Source organism: Pseudaquabacterium rugosum, assembly GCF_038066575.1.
Classification (GTDB): Bacteria; Pseudomonadota; Gammaproteobacteria; order Burkholderiales; family Burkholderiaceae_C; genus Pseudaquabacterium; species Pseudaquabacterium rugosum.
The window spans coordinates 345560-370077 of sequence record NZ_JBBUTF010000004.1; the positions used below are offsets into that span (position 1 = coordinate 345560).

General features: G+C 71.6%; 19 protein-coding genes and 1 tRNA gene. 9 read left to right on the top strand and 11 right to left on the bottom strand.

Features of this window, described 5'->3' with window-relative positions; genetic code table 11:
• Positions 1 to 13 precede the first annotated feature (13 nt).
• From mltB to AACH11_RS05790, 4 genes are all read right to left on the bottom strand, one after another.
• On the bottom strand, positions 14 to 1447 hold the full coding sequence (gene mltB / locus AACH11_RS05775) for a lytic murein transglycosylase B (RefSeq protein ID WP_341373241.1): 1434 nt from the start codon (positions 1445 to 1447) through the stop codon (positions 14 to 16).
• 9 nt (positions 1448 to 1456) lie between these two features.
• Positions 1457 to 3646 (bottom strand): transglutaminaseTgpA domain-containing protein, encoded by a 2190-nt coding sequence (locus AACH11_RS05780; protein WP_341373242.1) that lies wholly within the window; start codon positions 3644 to 3646, stop codon positions 1457 to 1459.
• Positions 3643 to 4890, bottom strand: coding sequence for a DUF58 domain-containing protein (locus AACH11_RS05785; protein ID WP_341373243.1), 1248 nt, complete (start codon positions 4888 to 4890; stop codon positions 3643 to 3645). The genes AACH11_RS05780 and AACH11_RS05785 overlap by 4 nt, the downstream gene beginning before the upstream one ends.
• A 125-nt stretch (positions 4891 to 5015) precedes the next feature.
• Positions 5016 to 5957 carry an AAA family ATPase gene (locus tag AACH11_RS05790; RefSeq protein ID WP_341373244.1) on the bottom strand — a complete coding sequence of 314 codons (942 nt, stop codon included), beginning with the start codon at positions 5955 to 5957 and terminating at the stop codon, positions 5016 to 5018.
• A gap of 38 nt (positions 5958 to 5995) precedes the next feature.
• On the opposite strand from AACH11_RS05790, the gene AACH11_RS05795 reads away from it, so the two are divergent.
• Positions 5996 to 6931, top strand: coding sequence for a histone deacetylase family protein (locus tag AACH11_RS05795; RefSeq protein WP_341373245.1), 936 nt, complete (start codon positions 5996 to 5998; stop codon positions 6929 to 6931).
• 57 nt (positions 6932 to 6988) lie between these two features.
• Positions 6989 to 8338: a mechanosensitive ion channel family protein gene (locus tag AACH11_RS05800; RefSeq protein WP_341373246.1), complete on the top strand. Its 1350-nt coding sequence runs from the start codon at positions 6989 to 6991 to the stop codon at positions 8336 to 8338.
• 96 nt (positions 8339 to 8434) lie between these two features.
• On the opposite strand, the gene AACH11_RS05805 is transcribed toward AACH11_RS05800, so the two are convergent.
• Both AACH11_RS05805 and AACH11_RS05810 read right to left on the bottom strand, forming a co-directional pair.
• A complete protein-coding gene (locus AACH11_RS05805) occupies positions 8435 to 9976 on the bottom strand; it encodes a fumarate hydratase (RefSeq protein ID WP_341373247.1) in 1542 nt (513 codons plus the stop codon).
• Between the two features lie 99 nt (positions 9977 to 10075).
• Complete coding sequence (locus tag AACH11_RS05810; RefSeq protein WP_341373248.1) at positions 10076 to 10684, bottom strand: YqhA family protein; 609 nt, start codon at positions 10682 to 10684, stop codon at positions 10076 to 10078.
• 189 nt (positions 10685 to 10873) lie between these two features.
• Here AACH11_RS05810 and acs point away from each other — a divergent pair, with 189 nt between their 5' ends.
• Entirely contained in the window at positions 10874 to 12856 is a 1983-nt protein-coding gene (gene acs, locus AACH11_RS05815; RefSeq protein WP_341373249.1) for an acetate--CoA ligase, read from the top strand.
• A 177-nt stretch (positions 12857 to 13033) separates the two neighbouring features.
• Here acs and AACH11_RS05820 read toward each other — a convergent pair whose 3' ends face one another.
• Both AACH11_RS05820 and AACH11_RS05825 read right to left on the bottom strand, forming a co-directional pair.
• Positions 13034 to 13597: a 3'-5' exonuclease gene (locus AACH11_RS05820; protein ID WP_341373250.1), complete on the bottom strand. Its 564-nt coding sequence runs from the start codon at positions 13595 to 13597 to the stop codon at positions 13034 to 13036.
• Positions 13598 to 13871: 274 nt separating this feature from the next.
• Positions 13872 to 14186 carry a c-type cytochrome gene (locus AACH11_RS05825; protein ID WP_341373251.1) on the bottom strand — a complete coding sequence of 105 codons (315 nt, stop codon included), beginning with the start codon at positions 14184 to 14186 and terminating at the stop codon, positions 13872 to 13874.
• A 181-nt stretch (positions 14187 to 14367) separates the two neighbouring features.
• Here AACH11_RS05825 and AACH11_RS05830 point away from each other — a divergent pair, with 181 nt between their 5' ends.
• The 6 genes from AACH11_RS05830 (at position 14368) to AACH11_RS05855 (ending at position 18723) form a co-directional block, all read left to right on the top strand.
• Complete coding sequence (locus tag AACH11_RS05830; RefSeq protein ID WP_341373252.1) at positions 14368 to 14664, top strand: TIGR04438 family Trp-rich protein; 297 nt, start codon at positions 14368 to 14370, stop codon at positions 14662 to 14664.
• Between the two features lie 254 nt (positions 14665 to 14918).
• A complete protein-coding gene (gene lgt, locus AACH11_RS05835; RefSeq protein WP_341373253.1) occupies positions 14919 to 15737 on the top strand; it encodes a prolipoprotein diacylglyceryl transferase in 819 nt (272 codons plus the stop codon).
• A 36-nt stretch (positions 15738 to 15773) separates the two neighbouring features.
• Complete coding sequence (dnaQ, locus tag AACH11_RS05840) at positions 15774 to 16517, top strand: DNA polymerase III subunit epsilon (protein WP_341373254.1); 744 nt, start codon at positions 15774 to 15776, stop codon at positions 16515 to 16517.
• A 178-nt stretch (positions 16518 to 16695) separates the two neighbouring features.
• A tRNA-Val gene (locus tag AACH11_RS05845) sits at positions 16696 to 16770 on the top strand.
• Between the two features lie 388 nt (positions 16771 to 17158).
• Entirely contained in the window at positions 17159 to 17758 is a 600-nt protein-coding gene (locus AACH11_RS05850; RefSeq protein ID WP_341373255.1) for a type IV toxin-antitoxin system AbiEi family antitoxin domain-containing protein, read from the top strand.
• Positions 17755 to 18723 carry a nucleotidyl transferase AbiEii/AbiGii toxin family protein gene (locus AACH11_RS05855; protein ID WP_341373256.1) on the top strand — a complete coding sequence of 323 codons (969 nt, stop codon included), beginning with the start codon at positions 17755 to 17757 and terminating at the stop codon, positions 18721 to 18723. Before AACH11_RS05850 ends, AACH11_RS05855 begins: the two co-directional genes overlap by 4 nt.
• 421 nt (positions 18724 to 19144) lie before the next feature.
• On the opposite strand, the gene AACH11_RS05860 is transcribed toward AACH11_RS05855, so the two are convergent.
• The 3 genes from AACH11_RS05860 to AACH11_RS05870 form a co-directional block, all read right to left on the bottom strand.
• On the bottom strand, positions 19145 to 20611 hold the full coding sequence (locus tag AACH11_RS05860) for a CapA family protein (protein ID WP_341373257.1): 1467 nt from the start codon (positions 20609 to 20611) through the stop codon (positions 19145 to 19147).
• 192 nt (positions 20612 to 20803) lie between these two features.
• On the bottom strand, positions 20804 to 21577 hold the full coding sequence (locus tag AACH11_RS05865; RefSeq protein WP_341373258.1) for a ferredoxin--NADP reductase: 774 nt from the start codon (positions 21575 to 21577) through the stop codon (positions 20804 to 20806).
• A 173-nt stretch (positions 21578 to 21750) separates the two neighbouring features.
• A complete protein-coding gene (locus tag AACH11_RS05870; protein ID WP_341373299.1) occupies positions 21751 to 24390 on the bottom strand; it encodes a YgiQ family radical SAM protein in 2640 nt (879 codons plus the stop codon).
• Between the last annotated feature and the right edge of the window lie 128 nt (positions 24391 to 24518).

Here is a 24518-nt window from a genome sequence, read left to right on the forward strand (position 1 = left end):
TTGCCGCCCCGATTCAGCGGGCGGGGGCGGCCGGCGCGGGGATCGGCGCCGATGCGGTCGCGCCGTCCGTCGACGGGCCGCGGCGGGCCAGCCAGGCGTGGGCGACGGTCGCGCCGAGGTCGATCACCCCGGCCGCGTAGTAGGCCGACCAGTTGTAGCGGGTCACGGCATAGAAGTTCTGGGTGCCGGCCAGCCAGGTCGCCGGGGCCGCGGCTTGCCCCTCGATCTGGCCGTTGTGCAGCTGTACCAGGGCCAGCAGCGCGGCCGGTGTGCCGTCGTCCGGATGGGCCGCGGCCTCCGGGCCCAGGCCGGCACCCAGTGCCTGCCACTGGGCACGCGTGAAGCTGGGCTTGATGTCGGGGGCCAGCATCGTGGCCAGTGCGGTGCCGTCGGCCGGTGGCGTGGCGGCGTAGTGCGTGGCCAGGCCGGGCTGCCAGCCGTGGTCGCGCAGGTAGGCGGCGATGCTGCCGATGGCGTCAGCCGCGCTGCCGCGCAGGTCGATGTGGCCGTCGCCGTCGAAGTCGACCGCATGGCGCATCAGGCTGCCGGGCATGAACTGGCCCAGGCCGAGGGCGCCGGCATAGGAGCCGCGCACCGACAGCGGATCGAGCTGCTCGCGCGAGGTCCAGGCCAGGAACTGGCCGAGCTCGTCCTGGAAGAAGGCGCTGCGGTCGCTGCGCCCGCTGGGAAAGTCCAGGCTGAGGGTGGCCAGCGCGTCGAGCACGCGGAAGCTGCCCATCACGCGGCCGTAGTAGGTCTCCACGCCGATGATGCCGACGATGAGCGCGGCCGGCACGCCGTAGCGGGCCTCGGCGCGCGCCAGCACGTCGGCATGGCGGGCCCAGAAGTCGACGCCGGCGGCGATGCGCTGCGGCTCGACGAAGCGGGCGCGGTAGGCGGCCCAGTTCTTGGCGGCCGGCGTGGCCGCCGGCATGATCAGCCGCTGCACCGACGCATTGGGCGTGGCCGAGGCGATGGTGCGCGTGACCCAGGCCGCATCCAGTCCGTGCTGGGCTGCCAGACGCTGGGCCAGTGCCTGCACGGCCGGGGTCTCGCCATAGGTCGGCGGCGGAGGCAGGGCCGGGCCGGCGGCCTTGGCCGATCGGGTGGCCGGGGCAGGCTGCGTGGTGGCGGTGGTGGGTGCGGTGGTGGTGGCGCGGCGGGCGCTACCGGCGTCCTGGCCGCGCTTCGCACGCCGGGCGTCCTGGACGTTCTGGGCGTCCTTGGTGTCCTTCGCCGTCCGGGCCGCGGCTTCCTGGCCGGCGGCCTGGGCCGTCCCACCCGCGCCGAGGCCGCCCAGGCCGAGCCCGGCCAGCAGGACGAGGGGCGCGAGTGGCGTGAGGGGCGACAGTGCCCGGCGCCAGGGCCGTGCCCGGTGCGCGGGCAGGGGATCGGTCGACGATGCGGTGGCCACGGTGGCAGCAGGACGCAGGGCAGGCAGGCTCATGCCGCGGCATTATCGGCAGAGCCGCAGGGCCCGCCGCAGTGCGCGCCACTCGCCGGGCGTGAGCCGGTCACGCCCACCGGGTGCATAACGCAGTCGCTGCAGGGCATCGAGCCGTGCGGCGGCCTCGGCGGCCGCTGCGCCGTGGCGTTGGCGCAGGGCGTCCGCCCAGCGGGCCGGTGCGTCGCTGGCCGTGGCCTCGATGCCGCGGTCGCGCAGGGCCTGCACCAGGGCGTCGCGCTGCCGCTCCCAGGCGTTGCCCGCCCTGCGCGGCCGGCGCAGCAGCCACAGCGCGCCCAGCAGCGCCGGGACGCTGATCACCAGCGCCAGCGCCCGCCACAGGGTGGTGGTGTCCGGCGTGTCCAGGCCCAGCCGGCGCAAGGTGTCGAGCTGTTGCTGGCGGTTCCAGCCGTCCAGCCACAACACCCAGCGGGTGTCGAGCGTCGCCCACTGGCGCTGCAGCAGGCGCCAGAGCGCCGGATCCAGGTCCAGCAGGGCCTGGCCGAGCAGGCCGGGCGTGGCCGCCGCGACGCTGTCGCGTGCCACCCGCTCGGGCGCGACGGCGGCGGTCGGGTCCAGCCGCTGCCAGCCGCGGCCGGCCTGCCAGTACTCGACCCAGGCATGGGCATTGCGCTGGCGCACCACGCGCCAGCCGTCGGCATCCGGCGCATCGCTGCCCAGATAGCCGGTGACGATGCGCGCGGGCACGTCCATCGCGCGCAGCATCAGCGCGACGGCGGCCGCATAGTGCTCGCAAAAGCCGATGCGGCGGCCGAACCACAGCTCGTCGACCATCTGCGGTCCGTAACGGCCGGGTTGCGTGCTGTAGCGGTAGCCGCCGCTGCGCAGATGCGCGACCAGGGCCAGCGCCAGACGGTCGGCATCGGCGGATGCGCCCAGCCGTGTGCGCAGGGCGCGGGCCCAGGCCTGGGCCTGCGGATTGCTGCCGGCCGGCAGCGCGCGCAGGCGGGCGGCGCTGTCGGCATCGAGCGTCGGATCGAGCCGCCAGCGCGGCCAGGCCAGCAGCTCCAGGCGCAGCCGTTCCCGGTTGGGCTGTGCCCGGTGCCAGACCGCGTCGCGGCCCAGCCAGCCCTCGGCGTCGGTGGCCGGGCCGAAGGCCGCGCCGGGCAGCGGGGGGCTGAGCTCCAGCAGCGGCAGCGCGGCCAGCCGCTGGGGCTCGAACAGCGCCTCGTAGCGCAGCGGGCGGTCCTCCAGCAGCAGGCCGGCCTGGGTGGTGCCGGGCGCGCCGGCCGCCGGGCCGGCCGGCGCGCTGCCCGGATCGCCGACCGGTGGGCCCGCCGGCGCATCGGCCGCCACCCGCAGCGCGCTGGCCGGCCGCAGGCGCGCCGACCAGGCCACACGCCAGCGCTCGCCGTCGAAGCTGCTGAGCACCGGGCCCCGGAAATACAGCGTGCCGGGCGCCGGTTGCGGCCCTGGCGCGAAGCGCAGGCGCAGCGCGACGCCATCGTCCTCGGCCAGTGCGGCGACGTCGCCGGGGGCCAGTTCCTCCGACAGCCCGGTGCGGCCGACGCCGGCCTGCGGCGTGCCCCACAGCGGACCCAGCCGCGGGAAGACCAGGAAGACGAGTGCGGCCAGCGGCAGCGCCACGGTCAGGCTGCGCAGCACGGTGCGCAGCGCCTGGCGCAGCGGCGGGCGGCCCTGCGGCCGCTGCGCCAGCACCAGCAGCACCAGCAGCGCGGTGCAGCCGGCCAGCATGCCGAGCGCGCGCGCCAGCGACTGGCCGTAGAGCGCCTGCATCTGCACGATGAAGAAACCGAGGAAGAACAGCACCATCGCGTCACGCCGCGCGCGCAGCTCCAGCAGCTTGAGCGCCAGCAGCAGCACCAGCAGCGACAGCCCGGCCTCGCGGCCCAGCAGCGTGCCGTGCTGCAGGGCGATGCCGGCGGTGGCGGCCAGCGTCAGGCCGGCGGCGGCCCAGCGCGGCGGCAGCGGCCGGTCCCGCCAGGCCCGCAGGCCGCGCCAGGCCAGCAGCACGCCGAACAGCGCACCGACCCACGGCGGCAGCTCGGGCAGCAGCGGGGCGGCGATCAGGCCGGCCACGGCCAGCTGGACCAGGGTGTCGCGGGCTTCGCGGCTGATGGGGGGCAGGCGGCGGTGCGGCGTGGTGGGTTGGGTGGCAGTGGCCGCCGGTCCGGTCCGGCTGCGGGCGTCCGGAGCCGGGGCGCCGGGGTGCGGGCTCATTGCGGGGGCTCCGTCAGCCCGTGCAGGGCGAGTGCCCGCAGGGCGGCCGCCAGGGCTTCGCGGTCGCCGGCCTCGCCCGTGCCCGTGCCACCGACGGGCAGCGCGGGCCGTCCCGGCAGCTGCAGGCGCACCGGCCGGCCCTCACGCGCGGCCTGCAGCAGCCAGGCGCAGAGCCGGGACAGGGCGGCTTCGAGCGCCGGGTCCGTCGCGGGGCCTGTCGCGGCGTCGATCACGGGGCTGCTCGCGGGGCGGGTCGTTGGGCTGATCCCGGGGGGGATGGCAGGGCCGCTTGCACGGTGGGCGCCGCCGCCGTGTGCGGTCCCCGGCGAGGCCCCGGCCGCATCGGCCAGCGTCAGCACGTCGGCCGGCGGCTGCGGTGGCGCGCGGCGCGCACGCACCAGCAGGCGCTGGCTGCGCGCGTAGTGCTTCCACAGCACCTCGCGCGGGCGGTCGCCGGGCCGCCAGTCGCGGGGCAGGTCGGGCTCCTCCGTGTCGCGGGCCGCGGCGGGGCCGTGTGGACGGTCGTGGCGCGCGTGGTCGTCGCCCGGTGCCCGGCGCTGCGGCCAGGGCGGCGCCGGTTGCTCGGGCGCCGGATGGACGATGCGCCGGCGGGCCGGCCGCATCCAGCCCCAGCAGCGGAACAGGCCGTAGGGGTAGGTGGTCGAGATCTCGATGGTCGGCAGCAGGTGATGGCCGCGCGGCCCGCTGCGGTGGTGCAGCGTCAGCGTGCGCTGCTCGCCGGGCGCGAGCTCCAGATCCAGCCGCGGTGAGGACGGGGTGTCCGCCTCGACCACGACCGGCAGCGGCGCGGCCGGCGTGGGGCGCACGGTACGCCCGGGCGGGAGGGCACCTGCGCGGTCATGCCGGCCGGCCTCTTGCGCGCCGCCCTCGCGCCAGCCCAGGCGCAGGCCGCAGCGTTGCGGGCCGTCGTTGCACAGTCGCAGGTGCAGTGCGGCGGTGGCGCCGGCCGGGGCGTCGGGCACGGCCTGCACCTCCAGCCGCAGGCCGCGCAGCGCCGCATGCGTCTGCCAGATCGAGACGGCCGCCACGCTGCCCAGCAGGAAGACCAGCGCGTGTCCGAGCTGCAGCTGGAAGTTGATCGCGCCCACCAGCATGGCCAGCAGCGTCAGCGCATACAGCCCGCCGGCGCGGGTGGGCAGCACGTAGAGGTTGGCATGGTCCCAGGTCTGGGTGTCCTGGCGCCGGGCGCGGGCGTCGCTCCAGGCGTGCAGGCGGGTGCGCACATCGGCGCGAACACGGGCCCACGGCCGGCCGCGCCGGCCGTCTGCGGCCCGGGCGCGCTGCGCGCCGGTCGGTGGCGGTGTCGCCGCCGGGTCCTTCGTCACCATGTCCGGCCGTGGTGGATGGCTCAGGGCAGCGGCACCGCGGCCAGCAGCGCCTGCACCTGAGTCTGCGTGTCTCTGCCGCTGCCGACCGGCGCGTGCAGCCGGTGCACGCAGGCCGGTGGCAGCACGCGCTGCAGGTCCTCCGGCGCCACCCAGTCGCGGCCCGACAGCAGCGCGCGCGCCCGCGCCGCCCGCAGGATGGCCAGGCCGGCGCGCGGGCTCAGCCCCTGCTGGAACCAGCGCGGCTGGCGGCTGGCCGTCAGCAGCGCCTGCAGATAGTCCAGCAGCGCGTCCGACGCATGCACGGCCGCCACCGCCGCGCGCAGCGCGCGCAGGCCCTCGGCATCGAGCTGCGCCGGCAGCCGCGCCAGCAGCGCGCGCCGGTCCTCGCCGGCCAGCAGCGCGCGCTCGGCCGCCGGATCGGGGTAGCCGAGGTGGATGCACATCAGGAAGCGGTCGAGCTGGCTTTCGGGCAGCGGATGGGTGCCCAGCTGCTCGGCCGGGTTCTGCGTCGCGATGACGAAGAAGGGCTCGGGCAGCGGGTGGGTCACGCCGTCGATCGAGACCTGGCGCTCCTCCATCGCCTCCAGCAGCGCGCTCTGCGTCTTGGGGCCGGCGCGGTTGATCTCGTCGGCCAGCAGCACCGGGCTGAACACCGGACCCGGATGGAAGACGAAGCGCTCGCCGGCGCGCTCGAACACGCTGGTGCCCAGCAGGTCGGTCGGCAGCAGGTCGGCGGTGAACTGCACCCGCTGCAGCCGCAGGCCGAGCGACTGCGCCAGCGCCTGGGCCAGCGTGGTCTTGCCCACGCCCGGCAGGTCCTCGATCAGCAGATGGCCGCCGGCCAGCAGGCAGGTCAGCGCGTCCTCGATGCGGTCTCGCTTGCCCACGATGACCGTGCTAATCTGGTCCGCGAGGAGGGCCAGACGCCGCGCAAGATTGGGGACAGACATGCGGCGCACCATAACGGAAAACACCGATTGCCGAGGAAGACAAGCCCACCATGTCCACCGCGTTCTACACCCACGCCGACTGCCGCCTGCACGACATGGGCGCCGGCCATCCCGAATGTCCGCAGCGCCTGGATGCCATCCACGACCAGCTGCTGGCCTCCGGTCTCGACATCGCGCTCGAGCACCGCGACGCCCCGCTGGCCACGCTCGAACAGATCGGGCGCGCCCACACCACCCACTACGTGCTGCAGCTCAAGGACGTGCTGGAGCAGATCGAGTCCAGCGGCGAGTCGCGCCACCTGGATCCGGACACGCTGGCCTGCCCCGGCACCTGGCGCGCCGCGCTGCGCTCGGCCGGCGCGGCGGTGGCCGCGACCGAGGCCGTGCTGCGCGGCGAGGTCGACAACGCCTTCTGCGCGGTGCGCCCGCCCGGCCACCATGCCATGCGCGACGAGGCCGGGGGCTTCTGCTTCTTCAACAACGTCGCCGTGGCCGCCCGCCATGCGCTCGACGTGGCGGGCCTGCAGCGCGTGGCCATCATCGACTTCGACGTCCACCACGGCAACGGCACCGAGGACATCATCGCCGGCGATGAGCGCATCCTGATGTGCAGCTTCTTCCAGCACCCGCTCTACCCGAACTGCGGCGCGGTGCCCAAGGGCACGAACATGGTCAACGTGCCGATCCCGGCCTACACCCGCGGCATGGAGGTGCGCGAGGTCATCGACGCGATGTGGCTGCCGGCGCTCGAGGCCTTCCGCCCCGAGCTGATCTTCATCAGCGCCGGCTTCGACGCCCACCGCGAGGACGACATGGGCCAGATGGGCCTGGTCGAGGCCGACTACGAGTGGATCACCCGCCGCCTGCAGGACGTGGCCCGGCGCCATGCCCAGGGGCGCATCGTCTCCTGCCTGGAGGGCGGCTACGCGCTGAGCGCGCTGGCGCGCAGCGTGGTGGCCCACGTGCGGGTGCTGGCCGACGTCTGAGCCGTCACGGTCCGGGCCGCCCCGGGAACGTCGCCGGGCTGTGCTCCACTAGCGGGCATGAACGTTCTCGATCGTCTGTCGCGGCTCGTCACCGAGCTGCTGAGTGTCTCGTCGCTGACCGGTCTGGCCATCCTGGCGGTCTGTCTGCTGGTCTCCGGGCTGCTGGTGCATCGCCTGTCACGGCTGCGCGCGGCCGATGTCGCGGCCCAGACCGCGGCGGACGAGGCCTCCGGTGCCGCCCCGCGCGGTCCGGCCGGTGCCCCTCATGTCGAGAGCATCCTGCTGGGCGAGCGCGGTCTGGACGGCGTGCTGTTCCCGGCGGCGGCGCTCGGTCTGGCCGCGCTGGCCCGGGTGTTCATCGGGGATCTGGTGGCGCCGGCGGTCTTTCGCCTGGCCATTCCGCTGCTGCTCAGTCTGACCGTCATCCGCGGCACGGTGCGGGTGCTGCACGCGGCCTTTCCGGCCTCTCGTCTGGTGCGTTATCTGGAGCGCACCGTCAGCTGGCTGGTGTGGGCCGCGCTGGTGCTGTGGCTGACCGAGCTGCTGGCGCCGACGCTGGAGGCGCTGGAGTCGGTCAGCTGGAAGATCGGCGGCTCGCCGGTCAGCCTGCGCAGCCTGCTCGAGGGCGCGCTGACGGCCATCGTCGTGCTGCTGGCCATGTTGTGGCTGTCGGCCTCGATCGAGTCGCGGCTGCTGCGCGCCGAGGCGGTCAACCTGAGCGTGCGCAAGATGGCCGCCAACGCGGTGCGCGCGCTGCTGCTGGTCATCGGCGTGCTGGTGGCGATGTCGGCCGCCGGCATCCCGCTGGGCGCGCTCAGCGTGCTGGGCGGCGCGATCGGCGTGGGCCTCGGTTTCGGCCTGCAGAAGCTGGCGGCCAACTACGTCAGCGGCTTCGTCATCCTGGCCGAGCGCAGCCTGCGCATCGGCGACGTGGTCAAGGTCGACGGCTTCGAGGGCCGCATCTCCGACATCACCACCCGCTACACGGTGCTGCGCGCACCCAACGGCCGCGAGTCCATCGTGCCCAACGAGCTGCTGATCACCCAGCGGGTCGAGAACTGCTCGTTCGCCGACACCAAGGTGGCGCTGACCACGGTGGTCGAGATCGCCTACGGCAGCGACCTGGAGGCGCTGACGCCGGTGCTGCAGGCCGCGATCGCCGCCGTGCCCCGCGTGCTGCAGGACCCGGGGCCGGCCGTGCTGCTGTCGGGCTTCGGCGCCAACGGCCTGCAGCTGACCTGCGCCTACTGGATCGCCGATCTCGACCGCGGCGAGGGCGGTGTCAAGGACGGCGTCAACCGCGCGATCCTGCGCACCCTCGACCGGCAGGGCATCGAGATCCCGTATCCGCAGCAGGTGGTGCGGGCGGCGCCGGGCTCCGAGGCGGCGCTCAAGCACCTGCCTTGAACGCGCGACGCCCGCGTGCCGGAGGGCCGGCAGGCGGGCGTCGCGTGGCGATCGCCGGGGCACGGCCGTTGCCGGCCGGCCCCTGGAGGCACTGGATCAGGCCACCGTGACCGGGATCTTGCCGATCTTGGCCTGCCAGGTCTTCGGCCCTTCGATGTGGGCCGAGGTGCCGCCGGCGTCCACCGCCACCGTCACCGGCATGTCGACGACGTCGAACTCGTAGATCGCTTCCATGCCCAGGTCGGCGAAGGCCAGCACCTTGGCCGCCTTGATGGCCTTGGACACCAGGTAGGCGCTGCCGCCCACGGCCATCAGGTAGGCGCTCTGGTTGTCCTTGATCGCCTCGATGGCGACCGGGCCGCGCTCGCTCTTGCCCACCATCGCGATCAGGCCGGTCTTCTCCAGCATCATGCGGGTGAAGCCATCCATGCGCGTGGCGGTGGTGGGACCGGCCGGGCCGACCACCTCGTCGCGCACCGGATCGACCGGGCCGACGTAGTAGATGACGCGGTTGGTGAAGTCCACCGGCAGCGATTCACCCTTGGACAGCATGTCCTGGATGCGCTTGTGGGCGGCGTCGCGGCCGGTCAGCAGCTTGCCGTTGAGCAGCAGCGTGTCGCCCGGCTTCCAGCTGGCCACCTCGGCCTTGGTCAGCGTGTTCAGATCGACGCGCTTGCTCTTGTTGTAGTCGGGCGCCCACTTCACGTCCGGCCACAGGTCCAGGCTCGGCGGATCGAGGTAGACCGGGCCCGAGCCGTCCATCACGAAGTGCGCATGCCGCGTCGCCGCGCAGTTGGGGATCATCGCGATCGGCTTGCTGGCGGCGTGCGTCGGGAAGGTCTTGATCTTGACGTCCAGCACCGTGGTCAGGCCGCCCAGGCCCTGGGCGCCGATGCCCAGCGCATTGACCTTCTCGTGCAGTTCCAGGCGCAGTTCTTCGAGCTTGGACAGCGACGCGCCGCTGGCCGCCTTGGCCTGCAGCTCGTACATGTCGATGTCCTCCATCAGCGCCTGCTTGGCCAGCAGCACGGCCTTCTCGGCGGTGCCGCCGACGCCGATGCCCAGCATGCCCGGCGGGCACCAGCCGGCGCCCATGGTCGGCACGGTCTTGAGCACCCACTCGACGATGTCGTCGCTCGGGTTGAGCATGTAGACCTTGGACTTGTTCTCCGAGCCGCCGCCCTTGGCCGCGACGGTCACGTCCAGCGTGTTGCCGGGCACGATCTCCATCTGCACCACGGCCGGCGTGTTGTCCTTGGTGTTCTTGCGGGCGAAGATGGGATCGTCCAGCACGCTGGCGCGCAGCGTGTTGTCGGGGTTCAGATAGCCCTGGCGCACGCCCTCGTTGACGGCGTCCTCGATCGAGCCGGTGAAGCCGTCCCACTTCACGTCCATGCCGACCTTCAGGAACACGTTGACGATGCCGGTGTCCTGGCAGATCGGGCGCCGGCCCTCGGCGCACATCTTGGAATTGGTCAGGATCTGCGCGATGGCGTCCTTGGCCGCTTCCGATTCCTCGCGCTCGTAGGCGCGGGCCAGATGGGCGATGTAGTCGGCCGGGTGGTAGTAGCTGATGTACTGCAGCGCGGCGGCGATGCTGTCGATCAGGTCTTGCTGGCGGATCGTGGTGGTGCTCATGGCGGGCAAGGACGGGGAGGGGGAGAGGATCGGGTCAGGCCGCGGAGTGTCCCGCATCCGCTTGGCGCGGGACTGACGGCAGGGCTCGGTCGGCGGAGCTCAGTGCTTGGCCGGGCCGTGCGAATGCGACATCAGCCGGTCGGCCATCGCGATGGCCATGGCCGAGAACAGGAAGGCGACGTGGATCACCGTCTGCCAGATCAGCACCTTCTCGTCGTAGTTGCCGGCGTTGATGAAGGTCTTGAGCAGATGGATCGAGCTGATGCCGATGATGGCCGTGGCCAGCTTGACCTTGAGCACCGAGGCGTTGACGTGGTCCAGCCATTCCGGCTGGTCCGGATGGCCTTCGAGCCCCAGGCGCGAGACGAAGGTCTCGTAGCCGCCGACGATCACCATGATCAGCAGGTTGCTGATCATCACCACGTCGATCAGTGCCAGCACGACCAGCATGATGATGGTCTCGTTCAGGCCTGACGGCGCGACATCGCTCTTGTAGCCGATGCTCGAGACCAGCTTCTGCAGCGCGGCCTGGTTGCCGAAGGCCGCCTCGATCAGGTGGACCAGTTCGACCCAGAAGTGGAAGACATAGACCGCCTGCGCCAGGATCAGGCCCAGGTACAGCGGCAGTTGCAGCCAGCGGCTGGCGAAGATCAGCGCCGGCAGCGGGGGCAGCCGTTTCTGGACATCGGGACTCGGAGGGTGTGCCATGGTGTAGCGTCAGACTGCGGGAAAACCCCGGGTGCGACCCCGGGATCGGCGGCGGATTCTAGGTGGATGGGCCTTCACACGGCCCCCCTCGGACTTGGCCCGCTCCTTGCGCTCCGACCGAGTAAGCACATCGTAAGAGCCCCTGCCTAACGTGGAGGGGACCTGTTGACATCCACCCAGGAGACAAGCATGAGCGCTTCCGAATCGTCCACCGAACTCAAGATCTACACGCCGGACGCGGCGACGGTGGCGACCGCCCACGTGCAGGGCATGGCCGGCTACGAGGCCCTGGTCCAGGAGGCCGAGGCCGACTACGAGGGCTACTGGGCCCGCCACGCGCGCGAGCTGCTGAGCTGGAAGACCCCGTTCACCCAGGTGCTCGACGAGAGCGAGCGGCCGTTCTTCAAGTGGTTCGCCGACGGCACGCTGAACGCGTCCTACAACTGCCTGGACCGCAACATCGAGAAGGGCCTGGGCGACAAGACCGCGCTGATCTTCGAAGCCGACGGCGGTGAGGTCACCAAGGTCAGCTACAGCCAGCTGCTGGCCAAGACCTGCCAGATCGCCAACGGCCTGAAGAGCCTGGGCGTGACCAAGGGCGACCGGGTCATCATCTACATCAGCATGTCGGTCGACGGCGTGGCCGCGATGCAGGCCTGCGCCCGCATCGGCGCCACCCACTCGGTGGTCTTCGGCGGCTTCTCGGCGCAATCGCTGCGCGACCGCATCCAGGACACCGGCGCCAAGGTCGTCATCACCGCCGACCAGCAGGTGCGCGGTGGCAAGCACCTGCCGCTGAAGTCCATCGTCGACGAGGCCATCGCGCTCGGCGGCTGCGAGAGCGTGCACAACGTGCTGGTCGTCAAGCGCACCGGCGCCGACATCGCCATGGCCGCCGGGCGTGACCTGTGGATGGCCGACGTCGTCGACACCCAGGCGACCACCTGCGAGCCCGAGTGGGTCAGCGCCGAGCATCCGCTGTTCCTGCTGTACACCAGCGGCTCGACCGGCAAGCCCAAGGGCGTCCAGCACTCGACCGGCGGCTACCTGCTGCATGCCGCGCTGACCACCAAGCTGACTTTCGACCTGAAGGGCGACGACGTCTTCTGGTGCACGGCCGACATCGGCTGGGTGACCGGCCACACCTACATCACCTACGGCCCGCTGGCCCTCGGCGGCACCGAGATCGTGTTCGAGGGCGTGCCCACCTACCCGGACGCCGGCCGCTTCTGGAAGATGATCCAGGACCACAAGGTCTCGATCTTCTACACCGCGCCCACCGCCATCCGCAGCCTGATCAAGGCCGCCGAGGCCAATGACGCCGTCCACCCCAAGAGCTACGACCTGAGCTCGCTGCGCATCCTGGGTTCGGTGGGCGAGCCCATCAACCCGGCCGCCTGGGAGTGGTACCACAAGCACGTCGGCGGCAGCCGCTGCCCGATCGTCGACACCTTCTGGCAGACCGAGACCGGCGGCCACATGATCACCCCGCTGCCGGGCGCCACGCCGCTGGTGCCGGGCTCGTGCACGCTGCCCTTCCCGGGCATCCAGGCCGCCGTGGTGGATGAAACGGGCAAGGACGTGCCCTGGGGCCAGGGCGGCATCCTGGTGGTGAAGAAGCCGTGGCCGTCGATGATCCGCACGATCTGGGGCGACCCCGAGCGCTTCAAGAAGAGCTACTACCCGGACGATTTCCAGGGCAAGTACTACCTGGCCGGTGACGGCGCCATCCGCGACGCCAAGACCGGTTACTTCACCATCACCGGCCGCATCGACGACGTGCTGAACGTCTCCGGCCACCGCATGGGCACGATGGAGATCGAGTCGGCGCTGGTCAGCTGCACCGAGCTGGTGGCCGAGGCCGCCGTGGTCGGCCGCCCCGACGACACCACCGGCGAGGCGATCTGCGCCTTCGTCGTCCTGAAGCGTCCGCGTCCGGTCGGCGACGAGGCCCGTGCCATCGCCAAGCAGCTGCGCGACCATGTGGCCAAGGAGATCGGCCCGATCGCCAAGCCCAAGGACATCCGCTTCGGCGACAACCTGCCCAAGACCCGCAGCGGCAAGATCATGCGCCGCCTGCTGCGCAGCCTGGCCAAGGGCGAGGCCATCACCCAGGACACCAGCACGCTGGAGAACCCGGCCATCCTGGACCAGCTGGGCGACAACCACTGATGCACATCGGGTGCGGCGCCGGGCAGGCGGCCGCACCGTGTCGACCCGGGGCCCGTCGAGCGCATGGGCCCCGCACCGGTTGCAGGCCGCCTTCGGGCGGCCTTTTTTCTGTCTCGACGACAGGCCCGGTGACGGACGGGTCCGTTGCGGCGGGGGCAGGTCCGCCGGGTGTGTGCGTCAGCCGCCGGCTGTCGGATTGCCGGGGCCGTCCCGGGTGGGGCGCTCGGCGGTGGCGGCGCTCGGGCGGCTTTCCGGGTCCGTGCCGGCCTGTTGCTGCACCTGCAGCAGGGCCCATTGCAGTGCGCGGGCGTCACTGCTGGCACGGTGGCGCCGCACCTGCAGGGTATCGAAGGCGCTGCGGCGGTGGTCGGCCAGCGCCGGCAGCTGGTCCGCGTCGATCAGGCGATGGATCGATTCCAGGCGGAAGCGGGGGGCCAGGCCGGCGGCATCGAAGAGCTGGGCCAGCCAGGCGTAGTCGTGGGCCCAGGCGTCGCTGTAGGCGGTCCGGCCGGCCAGATCGGTGTTCAGCCGCTGTGCGATCTCGCGCGCCGGGCGACCCTGCGATTCGACCTGGACACGGGTGATGCCGTGCACCTGCTGGGCCGAGGCGTCCCAGCGTGTCCATTCCGGTTCAGGCCGGATCAGCGAGCACCAGCTGCAGCCGTCGTCGCGGACATAGCCGATCTCGATCGGATAGCCGCCAGCGCCGAATCCGGAGGCCTCGATGTCGAGGATCGTCACGGCTGCCGTGGCCGATCGGGCCGCCGGTGACGGGCCGTCAGTCAGCTCCGTTGCGGAAGGCGGGGGCAGGCGGCTCGGCGACATGGGTTGCACAGCATAACCCGTGTCATCGGCGTGTCATGCCGCGGATCTCGTCCTTGCGCTCGCCGATCGGGGGTCGGGGATGTCCTGGAATGACACGAGCCCGCCAGGGCGGGCTCGTGGGGGAGCGGACGCGGCGGCGGCAGGGCCGTCGCCGGGGACCGGGCCGATGCACCGGGCATCGGCGCCGCGGTCACTTCAGTGCCAGGATCCAGGTCACCAGCGCCTTGGCCTGCTCGGCATTGACCTGCGGGTTGGCCGGCATCGGAACCTGGCCGAACGAGCCTGCACCACCCTTCATGACCTTGTCGGTCAGCTTGGCCACGGCATCCTTCTGGCCGGCGTACTTGGCAGCGACTTCCTTGAAGCCCGGGCCGATCAGCTTCTTGTCGACCGCGTGGCAGGCCAAGCAGCTCTTTTCCTGGGCCATCTTGGTCATGTCTTCGGCGGCGAAGGCCGGAGCGGCGGCGGCGACGGCCAGGGCGGCAACGAGCACGTACTTGTTCATCTCGGATAACCTCAGTCGAGGAAGTGGCAGCGAAAATCAGCGGCCGGCCAGAAGGGCCTGCGCGCCCGGGAGTGACCGCCGCTGCGGTGTGCGGCCACATGGCAATCAACGGATGTTATCCCCCCACGTTGACGGCCACCAGCTACGGGAAACCGCGGGGATGACGACTCAGGGATGGAACATGGCTTTTTTCTGGATGGGGGTGGCGCTCATCGCGCTGAAGTGGCTGGGCTTTCCCGGCATCGGCACGATGGCCTGGGGCTGGGTGCTGGCCCCGTTCGGTCTGGCGGCGGCCTGGTGGGCCTTCGCGGATGCGACCGGGCTGACGCAACGCCAGATCATGGACCGCATGCAGCGCCAGGCGGCCGAACGCCGGCGCGCGCAGTACGAGCGCCTGGGCATGCGCATCGGCCGTGACATGCCGCTGCGCGGCCAGCGTGCCACCGACGCGCCCAAGCCCGGCGATCGGCGCGGATGAGGGCCGGAAGCCCGCGTTGACGGGATGAGGTGCCGGCCGCCCCTCCCGCCCCTCCCGCCCCTCCCGAACCTTCCGCGCCGGTCATCCGCCCGGGCGCGCCTCGGGTCGCGCGTGGCGGTCGCGGCCGGCCCGGCGTGCGGAGCGGCGACAATCCGGCCCCAGCGGCCCGCCCGGCCAGCACCCCGGGTGCACCGGTCGGCCGCCAGGCGGGCGCGCTGCGGCGGCGCCCTGGTCCCGAGTCCGGAGTCGTGTCGATGCTGGTGCATCCCCAGTTCAACCCGGTGGCGCTGGCCATCGGTCCCCTGCAGGTCCACTGGTACGGGCTGAGCTATCTGCTGGCCTTCACGCTGTTCATGCTGCTGGCGCGTGCGCGGGTGCGCCAGCCCATGTGGCGGGCCGCCGGCTGGAGCGCCCCTCAGGTCGAGGACCTGCTGTTCTGGGGCGTGCTCGGCGTGATCCTGGGAGGGCGCCTGGGCTATGTGCTGTTCTACAAGCCCGAACACTATCTGGCCCATCCGATGGAGATCCTGTCGGTCTGGCAGGGCGGCATGGCCTTCCACGGCGGCATGCTGGGCGTCATCGTCGCGCTGGCCTTGTATGCGCGTCGCCACGGCCGCGCCTGGCTGGAAGTCACCGACCTGATCGCGCCCTGCGTGCCCACCGGCCTGGCCAGCGGCCGCATCGGCAACTTCATCAACGGTGAGCTCTGGGGCCGGCCGGCCAGCGCGGATCTGCCCTGGGCGATGGTGTTCCCGCAGAGCGGCTCGCTGCTGCCGCGCCACCCTTCGCAGCTCTACCAGTTCGCGCTCGAAGGCCTGTTGCTGGCCGCGCTGCTGTGGCTCTATGCGCGCCGGCCGCGCGCCATCGGCCAGGTCTCGGGCGCCTTCCTGGGCGGCTATGGCCTGCTGCGCTTCATCGCCGAATACTTCCGTGAGCCCGATGCCTTCCTCGGCCTGCAGGCGCTCGGCCTGTCGCGCGGCCAGTGGCTGTGCGTGCCGATGATCGTCGGCGGCGTGCTGCTGTGGGCCTGGGCCACGCGGCGCGGCCGGCTGCCGGTCGCGCGGCCGGCCTGACCCGTCTTCCCCCGTCCTTTCCTGTCCCCACGCACCATGCGTCAAGTCTTCTTCGACACCGAGACCACCGGCCTGAGCCCCGAGCAGGGCGACCGCATCGTCGAGATCGGCTGCGTCGAGATGGTCAACCGTCGGCTGACCGGCCGCACCCTGCACCTCTACCTGAACCCCGAGCGCAAGGGCAGCGAGGAGGCGATCCGCATCCACGGCCTGACCGACGCCTTCCTGGCCGACAAGCCGGTGTTCGCCCAGGTCGCCGACGAGTTCCTGGCCTTCATCGAGGGCGCCGAGGTCATCGCCCACAACGCGGGCTTCGACGTCGGCTTCTTCAATGCCGAACTGCGCCGCCTGGGCAAGCCGCCGTTCCACACCTGCGTGGCCAAGGTCACCGACAGCCTGTTGATGGCGCGCGAGCAGTTCCCGGGCAAGGCGAACTCGCTGGATGCGCTGTGCCGCCGGCTGGAGGTCGACAACACCAAGCGCACCTTCCACGGCGCGCTGCTGGACTCGGAGCTGCTGGCCGAGGTCTACATCCGCCTGACGCGCGGCCAGGACTCGCTGGTCATGCATGCCGGCGAGGAGGGGGGCAGCGGCCCGGCCGACGCGGCCCTGGCCGCCGATGCGCTGGATCTGACGCAGTTCTCGCTGCCCGTCATCGAGCCGGCCGACGACGAGTGCACGGCCCACGCCCGCGTGCTCACCGAGCTCGACAAGAGCAGCGGCGGCAAGACCGTGTGGCGGCGTTGGGAGACGGCGGCCGAAGGGGCGCCGTCGGCCTGAGGTCGGCCTTGATCCTTTCCCGATAAAAAAGATCGGATTAAGGCTTGCGTTGAACTGCAGAGTGCACGCATAATCTGAGCTTCGCTGCAGCGGCGTAGCAATACGAAGCAAGTCAGCAGAGCAAGCGCCAGAAGCGCAGATCTGCCGAAGCAGCATCGGGAAGTCCCGGACAGGTTCCGGGCGGTTAGCTCAGCGGTAGAGCACTGCCTTCACACGGCAGGGGTCGCAGGTTCGAACCCTGCACCGCCCACCAAAACGCAAAAGCCTTGCAGGTCGTTGATCTGCAAGGCTTTTTGCTTTGTGTCACGGTCTTCCCGACCGCTCCCGGAACCCCCCGGATTTGCCCGTCCGGCTGGCCTGTTGGTGCGTTTGCGCCAATTTTGCGCCACTCGCTCCCGAGTCACCTGCTCAACGACTCGTAGGAGATATCCAGCTGCAAGTCGGCTGCAACACTTTCTCGATCGCACGCTGCTGGCGCAGTCACTCCGGCTGGCTCAGACACCGTTGAAGCTGATCGAGTACCGATCGGAGCCTTCCGCCTGTGACGGCCCAGTCCGGTGGGCCTCAGAGTCCTCGTCTCGGGTTGATTGAAAATCGCATCACTTGAAAAAATGTGATGCGTATATCAAACTCGCCCATTCATGAACCAGTCTGACCTCATCCTCGAACTGGCCCGACGCCAGCGCGTGGTGCGGGCGGCTGACGTGCGCGCGCACGGCTGGTCCCCGCAGTTGCTGATCCGGCTGAACCAGCTCGGCAAGCTGCAAAGGCTTGCCCGCGGCCTGTATGGCCTGCCCGACGCCGAAGTCACCGAACATCAGACCCTGATGGAGGTCTGCCAGCGTGTGCCCAGGGGTGTGCTGTGCCTGCTGAGTGCGCTGCAGTTCCATGAGATCGGCACGCAACTGCCGCACGAGGTGTGGGTCGCGCTGCCCGAAGGCAGCCAGACGCCGGCGCTGGGCTACCCCACGCTGCGCATCACACGCCTGCGCGGCGCCGCTTACAGCGACGGCATCCAGACCGTGACGGACCATGGGGCTCCGATCCGCGTGTACAGCCCCGCCAAGACGGTGACCGACTGCTTCAAGTTCCGCCACAAGATCGGCCTGGACGTGGCGCTGGAGGCCCTCAAGGACGCGTGGCGCAGCCGCAAGGTCACCATGGCCGAGCTGGGCCACTTCGCCAGGATCAACCGGGTCGAGCGGGTCATGCAGCCCTACCTGGAGGCTTGGGTCCAATGAGCGCAGCGCAGGATCGCCCGCTGCAGCCTCCCGCGGTAGCTGGGGAGGGTGCTGGCGCCAGGTCTTCTGGCAATCTCGCCGCGTCGATCCTGGCTCGGTTGCTGACCCTCGCCAAGCAGCGCGGCGACGACTACAACCTGCTGCTCAGCCGCTTCGGCATGGAGCGCCTGCTGGCGCGCGTGAGCGCTTCACCGCATGCCGACCGGTTCCTCCTCAAGGGTGCGCTGCTCTTTGCACTCTGGTACGACACCCCGCATCGACCGACCCGGGACGCCGACTTGCTGGGCTTCGGCCCCGATGATGAAGCGAGCTTGGTCGCCACCTTCCGCGATATCGCCGCCATGGACCTGGGCGATGCCATCGTGTTCGCCTCCGACTCCGTCAAGGCCGAGGCCATTCGCGAGGACAACACCTACGGTGGCACCCGTATCACCCTGGTGGGGCGCCTCGGCTCGGCACGCTGCGCCTTGCAGATCGATGTGGGTTTCGGTGACGCCGTGACACCGGGGCCACAGACGGTGGCCTACCCGACCTTGCTGGGCGACTTCCCCGCCCCCACGCTGCGCGTCTATCCGGTCTACACCGTGATCGCCGAGAAGTACCAGGCCATGGTGATGCTGGGGCAAGCGAACAGCCGCATGAAGGACTTCTTCGACCTTGCCGTGATTGCCCGACGGACGGAACTGGACGGTGCCACGCTGGCAGCAGCCATCGCCGCCACCTTTGCCCGGCGCCAGACCGCGCTGCCCGCTGAGCGCCCCTTGGCGCTGACCAGGGAGTTCAGCGACGACGCTGCGAAGCAGCGCCAGTGGCAAGCCTTCTTGAACAAGAGCCGCATCGAAGCCGGCAGCCTGGGTGACACCGTGGCGCTGCTGTATGACCTGCTATGGCCACCGACGCAGGTCGCCGCGGCGGGCGGTCAGGCAACGTCCACATGGCGTCCTGAAGGCCTGTGCTGGGTCTGAACGTTGGCGCACCTCACACCGTTTCCGAGCGCCAAGATTCGCGCCAAATTTACGCCACTCGCGCACGGGAGGCGCCGTTTTCGAGGCGGTGCGAGCGGGTGGCTCGATCACACTTGGAAATAGCCTAACATATTGATTTGATTGGAAATTCTGGATTTACCGGGCACGTCCGGGGAGCTCCGGGGCATGACCGAAAAGGCCAGGAACCCGCGCTCATACGGCAGGGGCCGCAGGTTCGAACCCTGCACTGGCCCACCAGAAGCTGAAGCCTCGCAAGTCCTTGACCTGCGAGGCTTTCTGCTTTTCCGACGCGCCGCGCGCCGGGTTGGCGCCACCGTCCGTGGCCCCGTCGGGCAGCCCGCCGTCGCGGGTGGTGCCTTCGTCACCCGCCCGCCCGCCCGCTCGCCCGCGGGCGTGCGGCTCAGCGCGGCAAGGCCCGCGGTCGTCCGTCGGCGTCGATGACCACCGGCTGCAGCGACCAGTCCTGCACGCCCTGCGCATCGACCGTCATCCACAGGATCGAGCCGGTGCGCTGCTCGGCCTTGTCGAAGCCGTCGAAGACGAAGTTGCCCAGGCTGTAGATCACCGGCTTGCCGTCGATGATCTCGCTGTCCTGGCGCACGTGCGGGTGGGTGCCGACGACGGCGTCGGCGCCGGCCTCGATCATGCGGCGGGCCAGTGCGCGCTGGCGGGCGTGGGCCACCGTCTCCTGCTCCTGCCCCCAGTGCAGGTAGGGGATGACGATGTCGGCCTGGCGGCGCGCGGCGCGGATGGCGGCGACGATGCGCTCCTCATCGGCCCAGGCCGCACCGGCGCTGCGCTCGGTGGCCTCGAACTGGCGCGGGAACATCTCGTTGTAGGCCAGCAGCGCGATGCGCAGGCCCTGGCGTTCGATGATGCGCGGCTGATGGGCCTCGCGCGCGGTGCGGCCGCCGCCGAACCAGGGCAGGCCGGCGCGCTCCAGCCGCCCCAGCATCTCGTCGAAGGCGGCCGCGCCGAAGTCGCCGGAATGGTTGTTGGCCAGCGAGACCACGTCCACATGGCGCTGCAGCACCGGCAGCGTGCGCGGGTGGGCGCGGAAGGCCCAGGGTTTGGGCACGCGCTGGCCGCCGGTGGCGATCACGCATTCGAGGTTGGCGATGCGCAGGTCGGCGCTGCGCAGCAGCTCGCCGACGTGGGCGAAGGGATCGCCGCCGCGGGCGATCACGCGGCCGGGGCCGTCGGCCAGCATCACGTCGCCCATCCAGGCCAGACGCAGCCGGGCCTGGCGTCCGGCGGCCGTGGGCTGAGGCCGCGCCGGGGCGCTCTCGCGCAGGGCCGGCCCGGTGGCGTCGACCTGGTGCCAGCCGGCGGGCTCGGCGCCGGAGCGCACCAGCGCGCAGCCCCAGGCCAGCTCGCGGCCCAGATAGGGGGAGTAGACGCGCTGCCAGCCGCTCAGGTTCGGCGCCCAGGCCTGGCCCTCGCCGAGGGCCGTGGGCAGGCCGTGCTGCCAGCGGCTGTGCACCAGCACCTGGGGCAGATCGCCCGATTCGGTGTCGATCACGCGCACGATGACCTCGTCGACCGTCTGTGGCGCATCGGCGCGCGCCAGGGCCACCGCCTGCAGCAGGAAGCGGCCGCCGAGTCCGGCCTCGGTCGCGGCCAGCGGATCGCGCGTCGGGCGGGCCCGCAGCGTGGTGTGGCGGTCGCCGGTGCGCAGGCCGCACTGCAGCTCGGTGGCCGGTGCGGGCTCGCCGGGTGCGGTGCCCGTCCGATCGGCCGCGCCGGGGTTCGTCGGGCGGGGCGCGGTGTCCGCATCGTGGGCCGTGGCCGCCGCGGCGATGCCGCAGCCCAGCAGGAAGGCCAGGAGCGTGGGACGCCCCTGCAGGCGGTGTCGGGGAGCGGTCATCGTGCGGGCCCTGCGGGAGGTGGTGCCGTGTGCGTCGTGTGCCGGCGCGGCCGGTGCGCACCCGCGGGCGCCAGAAACGACACGGCCGCCCGGGACGGTGTCCGGGGCGGCCGATGGGCATGCCGGGCCGTGCCGGTCATGGCGGGGTCGACGGCCGGACGCGGCCGGTGAGGCGGCGTCCGGTGTCGGACATCACTGCTCGACGAAGGCGCGCTCGACGACGAAGTCGCCCGGCGTCGTGGTGTTGCCTTCCTTGAAGCCGCGCACTTCCAGGATGTGCTTGAGGTCCTTCAGCAGGCCCGGGCTGCCGCAGATCATCACGCGGTCCTCGGCCGGGTTCAGCGCCGGCACGCCCAGATCGGTGAACAGCTTGCCGTTCTCGATCAGGTCGGTGGTGCGGCCCTGGTTGCGGAACGGCTCACGGGTGACCGTCGGGTAGTACTTCAGCTGCTGGCTGACCATCTCGCCGAGGAACTCGTGCGCGGGCAGTTCCTTGGTGATGTAGTCGTGGTAGGCCAGCTCGGCGACCTCGCGCACGCCGTGGATCAGGATGACCTCCTCGAACTTCTCGTAGGTCTCCGGGTCGCGGATGACCGACATGAAGGGCGCCAGGCCGGTGCCGCTGCTGATCATGTACAGGCGCTTGGCCGGCAGCAGGTAGTCGATCAGCAGCGTGCCGGTGGGCTTGCGGCCGACGACGATCTTGTCGCCCACCTGGATGTGCTGCAGGCGGCTGGTCAGGGGGCCGTCGGGCACCTTGATGCTCAGGAACTCGAGGTGTTCCTCGTAGTTCGCCGACACGATGCTGTAGGCGCGCAGCAGGTTCTTGCCGTTCACCTTCAGGCCGATCATCGTGAAGTGGCCGTTGGAGAAACGCAGCGACGTGTCGCGCGTCGTGGTGAAGGAGAACAGGCGGTCCGTCCAGTGGTGTACGGACAGGACGGTTTCTTCGTTGAAGGCGCTCATGGGGCTCGGCGGGACTGCGACCGGGGCTCGGGGCGGGGGCCGCTGTGACGGCAAGGCGTCGGGATTCGGGACAAACCCGCGATTGTGCCCGAGGACGGCACGGGACCGTCGTGCTCGGGCTTGGACCTGTGTCAAGGGCGCGCCCGTTCCAGGGCGTGTCCGTGACGCGGGCTTCAGGGTTTGCGGCGGCCGGTCCTGGCGGGCGGGCGACCGCCGGGGCCTCCTGCGCCACGGGCGCCGGTGCCCGCGCGCGGCGGCAGACCGGTGTGCTGGGTCAGGATCACGCCACGGCGCGGGGTGACGGCCGACGGGCCCCCGTCGTCGCCGCGCGGTGCGGCCTGGCCGGCCTTGCGCTTGGAGGCGATGCCGCGTGGGTCGTGGCTGGTCAGCGGCTGTTCCGGATCGGGCCGGCCGCTGCGCGGGCGGCCTTCGCCGGTGTACGGGCCGCGGGCGCCACGGTCGGCGCCGCGGCCGCTGCCGGCGGCATGGCCGCGCGGGCCGTCGCGGCCGCCGTAGGTCGGCGGCGTGCGGCGGGCGTCCGCCGGGCCGCGGGCGGCGCCCGACGGGGCATCGGCACCCTCGGTGCCGGCCGGCTGCCAGGTCGGGATCAGGTGGTGCTTGCCATTGCCGATCAGGTCGGCGCGGCCCATGCGCTGCAGCGCCTCGCGCAGCAGCGGCCAGTTCTTGGCGTCGTGCCAGCGCAGGAAGGCCTTGTGCAGGCGGCGGCGCTTCTCGCTGCGCACGACGTCGACGATCTCCTGGCCGCCGGCCTTGGCCGGATCCCGGCTCAGGCCCTTCAGCGGGTTGCGGCCGGTGTGGTACATCGCGGTGGCGGTGGCCATCGGGCTGGGCGTGAAGGTCTGCACCTGGTCGGCGCGAAAGCCGTTCTTCTTCAGCCACAGCGCGAGGTTCATCATGTCCTCGTCGGTGGTGCCCGGGTGCGCGGCGATGAAGTAGGGGATCAGGTACTGCTGCTTGCCCGCCTCGGCGCTGAAGCGCTCGAACATCTCCTTGAAGCGGTCGTAGGTGCCGATGCCCGGCTTCATCATCTTCGACAGCGGGCCGCCCTCGGTGTGCTCGGGCGCGATCTTCAGGTAGCCGCCGACGTGGTGGGTGACCAGCTCCTTGACGTACTCGGGGCTCTGCACGGCCAGGTCGTAGCGCAGGCCCGAGCCGATCAGGATGCGCTTGACGCCCGGCAGCGCGCGCGCCTTGCGGTAGAGCCGCACCAGCGGCGCATGGTCGGTGCGCAGGTTGGCGCAGATGCCGGGGTAGACGCACGAGGGCTTGCGGCAGGCGGCCTCGATCTCCGGGCTGCGGCAGCCCAGGCGGTACATGTTGGCCGTCGGCCCGCCCAGGTCGCTGACGGTGCCGGTGAAGCCCGGCACCTTGTCGCGCACCTCCTCGACCTCCTTGAGGATCGAGGCCTCGCTGCGGCTCTGGATGATGCGGCCCTCGTGCTCGGTGATCGAGCAGAAGGTGCAGCCGCCGAAGCAGCCGCGCATGATGTTCACGCTGAAGCGGATCATCTCCCAGGCCGGGATCTTGGTCTCGCCGTCGTGGCGGCCCTGCGCATCGGCGTAGACCGGATGCGGGCCACGGCCGTAGGGCAGGCCGAAGACGTGGTCCATCTCGACCATGCTCAGCGGGATCGGCGGCGGGTTGATCCAGACGTCGCGCTGCTGGCCGTGGACCTCGTGCGCCTGCACCAGCGCGCGGGCGTTGCCGGGGTTGGTCTCCAGGTGCAGCACGCGGCTGGCGTGGGCGTAGAGCACCGGGTCCGAGCGCACCGCCTCGAAGGCCGGCATGCGGATGACGGTGCGCTCGCGCGCGGGCAGCGCCAGCCTGCCGCTGGTGCGCGAGGGCGGCGGCACGAAGACCAGCGGGCGCACGTCGGCAGTGGTGCCCGAGGCGGGGCCGGCGGCGTTGATCGTGGCCGCGGCGGCGGCCCCGGCATCGGCGGCGGGCTCACCGGCCGGGCCCTGCGGCGCGCTGCCGCCGGCGTCCTCGCGGGCGCAGCTGGCGCCGCGCTCGGCCGCCTGCTCGCCCATCGTCTGGTACGGGTTGACGTGGCTGTCGACGCGGCCGGGCAGATCGACCTCGCTGGAGTCGAGCTCGAACCAGCCGGCGGCCGACGGGTCGTCGAGCCGGCGCAGGAAGGCCGTGCCGCGCACGTCGGTGATCTGGGCCACCGGCTCGCGGCGCGCCAGCCGGTGCACGACCTCGACCACCGCGCGCTCGGCGTTGCCGTAGAGGATCAGGTCGGCCTGGCTGTCGACGACGATGCTGCGGCGCACCTTGTCCTGCCAGTAGTCGTAGTGGGCGATGCGGCGCAGGCTGGCCTCGATCCCGCCGAGCAGGATGGGCACGTCGCCGAAGGCCTGGCGGATGCGCTGGCAGTAGACGATGCTGGCGCGGTCGGGCCGCTTGCCGGAGACGCCGCCGGGGGTGTAGGCGTCGTCGCTGCGCGGCTTGCGATCGGCCGTGTAGCGGTTGATCATCGAATCCATGTTGCCGGCGGCCACGCCGAAGCACAGGTTCGGCCGGCCGAGCGCCTCGAAGGCCTTGGCGTCCTGCCAGTCGGGCTGGGCGATGATGCCGACCCGGAAGCCCTGCGACTCCAGCACCCGGCCGATGACGGCCATGCCGAAGCTCGGGTGATCGACGTAGGCGTCGCCGCTGACGATGATGACGTCGCAGCTGTCCCAGCCCAGCTGGTCCATCTCGGCGCGCGACATCGGCAGGAAGGGGGCGACGCCGAAGCGCTTGGCCCAGAACGGGCGCCAGCTGGTCAGCGGCTTGGCCTCGGGCATGCCGGCAGGCGCGGCGCGGCGGGGCTCGGCGACCGGGCGGTCGGCGGTGGGGGAGAGGGTCGGGGGCAGGGCGGCAGCGGTCACGGCGATGGCTCGGGCGTCGGGTTCGCCCGCGTCAGGGCAACCCG

Excerpts from the sequence above, each read along its gene's own strand:
- AACH11_RS05830 (WP_341373252.1), top strand. The coding sequence starts at position 14,368 with ATGGCTTTTTTCTGGATGGGGGTGGCGCTCATCGCGCTGAAGTGGCTG.
- AACH11_RS05870 (WP_341373299.1), bottom strand. The coding sequence starts at position 24,390 with ATGCCCGAGGCCAAGCCGCTGACCAGCTGGCGCCCGTTCTGGGCCAAG.
- AACH11_RS05850 (WP_341373255.1), top strand. The coding sequence starts at position 17,159 with ATGAACCAGTCTGACCTCATCCTCGAACTGGCCCGACGCCAGCGCGTG.
- AACH11_RS05790 (WP_341373244.1), bottom strand. The coding sequence starts at position 5,957 with ATGGTGCGCCGCATGTCTGTCCCCAATCTTGCGCGGCGTCTGGCCCTC.
- acs (WP_341373249.1), top strand. The coding sequence starts at position 10,874 with ATGAGCGCTTCCGAATCGTCCACCGAACTCAAGATCTACACGCCGGAC.
- lgt (WP_341373253.1), top strand. The coding sequence starts at position 14,919 with ATGCTGGTGCATCCCCAGTTCAACCCGGTGGCGCTGGCCATCGGTCCC.
- AACH11_RS05855 (WP_341373256.1), top strand. The coding sequence starts at position 17,755 with ATGAGCGCAGCGCAGGATCGCCCGCTGCAGCCTCCCGCGGTAGCTGGG.
- mltB (WP_341373241.1), bottom strand. The coding sequence starts at position 1,447 with ATGAGCCTGCCTGCCCTGCGTCCTGCTGCCACCGTGGCCACCGCATCG.
- AACH11_RS05825 (WP_341373251.1), bottom strand. The coding sequence starts at position 14,186 with ATGAACAAGTACGTGCTCGTTGCCGCCCTGGCCGTCGCCGCCGCCGCT.
- AACH11_RS05810 (WP_341373248.1), bottom strand. The coding sequence starts at position 10,684 with ATGGCACACCCTCCGAGTCCCGATGTCCAGAAACGGCTGCCCCCGCTG.
- AACH11_RS05780 (WP_341373242.1), bottom strand. The coding sequence starts at position 3,646 with ATGAGCCCGCACCCCGGCGCCCCGGCTCCGGACGCCCGCAGCCGGACC.
- AACH11_RS05865 (WP_341373258.1), bottom strand. The coding sequence starts at position 21,577 with ATGAGCGCCTTCAACGAAGAAACCGTCCTGTCCGTACACCACTGGACG.
- AACH11_RS05860 (WP_341373257.1), bottom strand. The coding sequence starts at position 20,611 with ATGACCGCTCCCCGACACCGCCTGCAGGGGCGTCCCACGCTCCTGGCC.
- AACH11_RS05795 (WP_341373245.1), top strand. The coding sequence starts at position 5,996 with ATGTCCACCGCGTTCTACACCCACGCCGACTGCCGCCTGCACGACATG.
- dnaQ (WP_341373254.1), top strand. The coding sequence starts at position 15,774 with ATGCGTCAAGTCTTCTTCGACACCGAGACCACCGGCCTGAGCCCCGAG.
- AACH11_RS05800 (WP_341373246.1), top strand. The coding sequence starts at position 6,989 with ATGAACGTTCTCGATCGTCTGTCGCGGCTCGTCACCGAGCTGCTGAGT.
- AACH11_RS05805 (WP_341373247.1), bottom strand. The coding sequence starts at position 9,976 with ATGAGCACCACCACGATCCGCCAGCAAGACCTGATCGACAGCATCGCC.